A 3,631-nucleotide genomic window follows, 5' to 3' on the forward strand; every position below is an offset into this window, starting at 1 on the left:
CCGTTCGGAGCGTGCAGCGGCGCGGGCAGCGGGTCGGGGTCCGGCGGCGCGACGACCTGGGCCATGGAGGGCGCTGCGGCCAGCAAAACAGAGGCGGCCAAGGACGCGGCCTGGCAGGCGACGGACAGCTTCATGACGATATTTCCCCGAACCGATATGGTCGAGGGCGAGGCCTAACGGCCCAATGCGACGGTTCGCCGGGGCTTTTGTGAAACTCCTGCGAGGAATAGGCCGCCTACGACGGGATCAGGCCCAGCAGCTCCTTGCCCGCCAGCACGGCGAACAGCAGGGCCGCCGCCGCCAGCAACAGGTTGGAAATCCAGCCGCTGCGCCATTCCTGCGGCGTCCGGGCGCTGTTCAGCAGCCACAGAAGCGTCCCGGCCAGGAAGGGCATGAACAGGCTGCCCAGCACCCCATATGCGACAATCAGCCCGAACGGCCGATCCATGAACAGCAGCACCATCGGCGGGAAGGTCAGCCACAGGGCGTAGGCGCGGAACGCCCGGCTCTTGTCGCCGCGCGCCTTGGGATCGTCGGAGCGCCCGCGCACATGGGCGGTGAAGTCAGCGAACATCAGGCTGACGCCCTGCCACACGCCCAGCAGGCTGGAGAAGCTGGTGGCCCAGAAGCCGACCAGGAACAGGATGGAGATCGGCCGCCCGAACCGCTCGCGCAGCACCTGATCCAGGTCCAGCAGCCCCCGGTCCCCGCCCTGCAAGGCGATGCCCGCGCTATAGAGCAGCTCGGCCCCGACGATCAGCATGGCGACGACGAAGACGCCGGTGACGATATAGGTCACCCGGTTGTCCAGCCGCATCACCGCCATCCAGCCCGGTCCCTTCCAACCCTTGGCGTTCAGCCAATAGCCATAGGCCGCCATGGTGATGGTGCCCCCCACCCCGCCGATCAGGCCCAGGGTGTAGAAGGCCGACCCTTCCGGCAGGCTCGGCCACAAGCCGGTCAGCAACTGCGGAAGGTTCGGCGTGACGATCACGGCCAGGCCGACGACGGTAACGAACATCACCCCGACGCAGGCCGTCATCACCTTCTCGAACAGGCCGTAGCCGCCAAACCAGACGAAGATCAGCCCCGCGACGCCGCTCAGCATCCCCCAGGCCTTGAGGTCCAGCACGGGGAACAGCGCCGCCAGCGGCAGAGCCGTCGAGGTCATGGCCGCCGCCCCGTAGACGAAGCCCCACACCACCACATAGACGCCGAAATAGAGCCCGGCCCAGTTCAGCCGCCCGTCCAGCCAGCCGCCGCCCAGACGCGACCGCCCCAGGCTGGACCAGCCCTCGAACATCGTCCGCTCGCTGGACAGGGTCCACCGCCCCACGGCCTCGGCCAGGGCGATCTTCAGCACGGTTCCAATGACAGCGGCCCACAACAGGGCGTAGCCGAAGCGCGACCCGGCGATCAGGGTGGCGACCAGATCGCCCGCCCCCACCCCGGTCGCGGCCACCACGATTCCCGGCCCGATCAGGGACCAGCGGTTCCTCGGCGTCGGCGTTTGCGTCATGCTGAAGGCTCCGGTTACGTGAGCCGTCACCGTGCCGCGCTTCGTCGCCCCTGCCAATCGCCGGCGCAAAGGCCGCCGCGCCTTGCCCTTCCGGGGTTTTTCCCGTATAGGCGCGCCCTTTCCAGGGCTTCGGTCCTGCTGCGGAACGTCAAAGGGTCGGGAAACTCCCGTCCGCCGCGTCAGGAGCCATCGTGGACGAACAACCCGGTTCGCCTGCGCCGATGTCCGCCAAGGGAGAATACCGCATGGCTCTTTACGAGCACACGGTCATGACGCGCCAGGATATCTCGGCGCAACAGGCCGAAGCGCTGAACGACACCATCAAGGCTCTGATCGAAGAAGGCGGCGGCTCCGTCGCCAAGATCGAGTACTGGGGTCTGCGCAACCTGACCTACCGGGTCAAGAAGAACCGCAAGGCTCACTATTCGCTGATGGCCGTTGATTGCCCGCCGGCCGCCATGGCCGAAGTCGAGCGTCAGCTGTCGATCAACGAAGACGTGCTGCGCTGGCTGACCATCCGCGTCGAGGAACTCGACCTGGAGCTGTCGCCCCTGCTGGCTCGCCGCGAACGCGAACGTGACCGCAGCGGCCCGCGCACCGACGACGCCGCGGCTTCGGAATAAGGAACCGGATCATGACCGATACGACTGCCCCCATCCCGGGCGCTCCGGCCGGCTCCGGCCCGGCCCGTCGCCCCTTCTATCGTCGCCGCAAGGTTTGCCCGTTCTCGGGCGCCAACGCGCCGAAGATCGACTACAAGGACGTGAAGCTGCTGCAGCGTTACGTCTCCGAACGCGGCAAGATCGTGCCTTCGCGCATCACCGCCGTTTCCGCCAAGAAGCAACGCGAACTGGCTAAGGCCATCAAGCGCGCCCGCTACCTGGCCCTCCTGCCGTACGTGGTGAAGTAAGATGAAGGTCGTTCTGCTGGAACGCGTCGAGAACCTCGGCGCCATCGGCGACGTCGTCACCGTCAAGGACGGCTTCGCTCGTAACTTCCTCCTGCCGCGCGACAAGGCGCGTCGGGCCACGGAAGCCAATCTGAAAGCCTTCGAAATCGAGCGCGTCGCCATTGAGGCCCGCAACGAGAAGAACAAGGCTGAGTCGCAGAAGATCGCCGACAAGATCGACGGTCAGAGCTACATCATGATCCGTCAGGCTGGTGAAACCGGCCAGCTGTACGGCTCGGTCGCCGGTCGCGACGTCGCTGAGGCCGTTCGCGCCGAAGGCGGCAAGATCGAGCGTTCGCAGGTCGTGCTGAACACGGCGATCAAGACGCTGGGCGTCCACGAAGTGCTGGTTCGCCTGCACCCCGAGGTCTCGGCCACCGTCAAGATCAACATCGCTCGTTCGGCCGACGAAGCCGAGCGTCAAGCGAAGGGCGAGGACGTGATCCGCGCTCAGTTCGACGACGAGCGTAACGCCGCCGACCAGGCCGCTCAGGAGCTGCTGGAAGGCGGCGCCGGCCAACAGGAAGGCTTCGGCGACGAAGCCTGATCCTGTCGCTTCGGCGAGATGATCGAGGGGCGTTTCCGCAAGGAAGCGCCCCTTTTTCTTGCCCTCTCCCGATGGGAGAGAGGCACCTTAGTTTTTCTAAACATTCCCGCACATAATCTCGATAGGCGTCGTCGCTTTCGCACCGCAATATCGCCATGGCTCGTCGCCGTTGACGGGCAGGAGATGACGATGCGCCCCGGCCTTTACGCCCGACTGCATCGCCCGGTGATCCGACCGGCGCGATGTCCGTGCCAGCGACCCTGAAACCGCCTTCCCCGACCGGTCCGCCGCCGGTCCGTGGTTTCCGTCCGCTTTAAAAGTTCCGTTTCCAGACGCAGCCGGCGTTCGCCCTCCCGCGACGGCGAACCCTGACGCGCGTCCAATCAGAAAAGACGACCTCTCGAGATGACCTCCCGCCTTCCCCGCCGCCCCGCCCTTCTGGCCGCCGTATCCGGCGCCGCCCTGCTGATCGCCGGCGCCGCCTCGGCCCAAGCCGTTCCTGACGACGCGACCTCGGTCGACGACATCGTGGTGACGGGCACCCGCGCCCCGGCCCGTTCGCGCCTGGACACCCTGGCCCCCGTCGACGTGGTGACGGCCGAAACCCTGCAGAACC

5 protein-coding genes are annotated in these 3,631 nt (G+C 66.7%); 4 read left to right on the top strand and 1 reads right to left on the bottom strand.

Going from position 1 to position 3,631, the window contains the following annotated elements:
• Positions 1–235: 235 nt before the first annotated feature.
• Positions 236–1,519 carry an Nramp family divalent metal transporter gene (locus RT567_RS03335; protein ID WP_313574271.1) on the bottom strand — a complete coding sequence of 428 codons (1,284 nt, stop codon included), beginning with the start codon at positions 1,517–1,519 and terminating at the stop codon, positions 236–238.
• A gap of 245 nt (positions 1,520–1,764) precedes the next feature.
• Here RT567_RS03335 and rpsF point away from each other — a divergent pair, with 245 nt between their 5' ends.
• From rpsF to RT567_RS03355, 4 genes are all read left to right on the top strand, one after another.
• Complete coding sequence (gene rpsF, locus RT567_RS03340; protein WP_087139219.1) at positions 1,765–2,142, top strand: 30S ribosomal protein S6; 378 nt, start codon at positions 1,765–1,767, stop codon at positions 2,140–2,142.
• Positions 2,143–2,153: 11 nt separating this feature from the next.
• Positions 2,154–2,429, top strand: coding sequence for a 30S ribosomal protein S18 (gene rpsR, locus RT567_RS03345; RefSeq protein ID WP_003167100.1), 276 nt, complete (start codon positions 2,154–2,156; stop codon positions 2,427–2,429).
• Between the two features lies 1 nt (position 2,430).
• Positions 2,431–3,015 carry a 50S ribosomal protein L9 gene (rplI, locus tag RT567_RS03350; RefSeq protein WP_087139220.1) on the top strand — a complete coding sequence of 195 codons (585 nt, stop codon included), beginning with the start codon at positions 2,431–2,433 and terminating at the stop codon, positions 3,013–3,015.
• A gap of 405 nt (positions 3,016–3,420) precedes the next feature.
• Positions 3,421–3,631 (top strand): hypothetical protein (locus RT567_RS03355; protein ID WP_313574274.1); only part of this gene is annotated, 211 nt, incomplete at its 3' end.

The sequence above is a fragment of the Brevundimonas sp. genome (assembly GCF_032107865.1).
Classification (GTDB): Bacteria; Pseudomonadota; Alphaproteobacteria; order Caulobacterales; family Caulobacteraceae; genus Brevundimonas.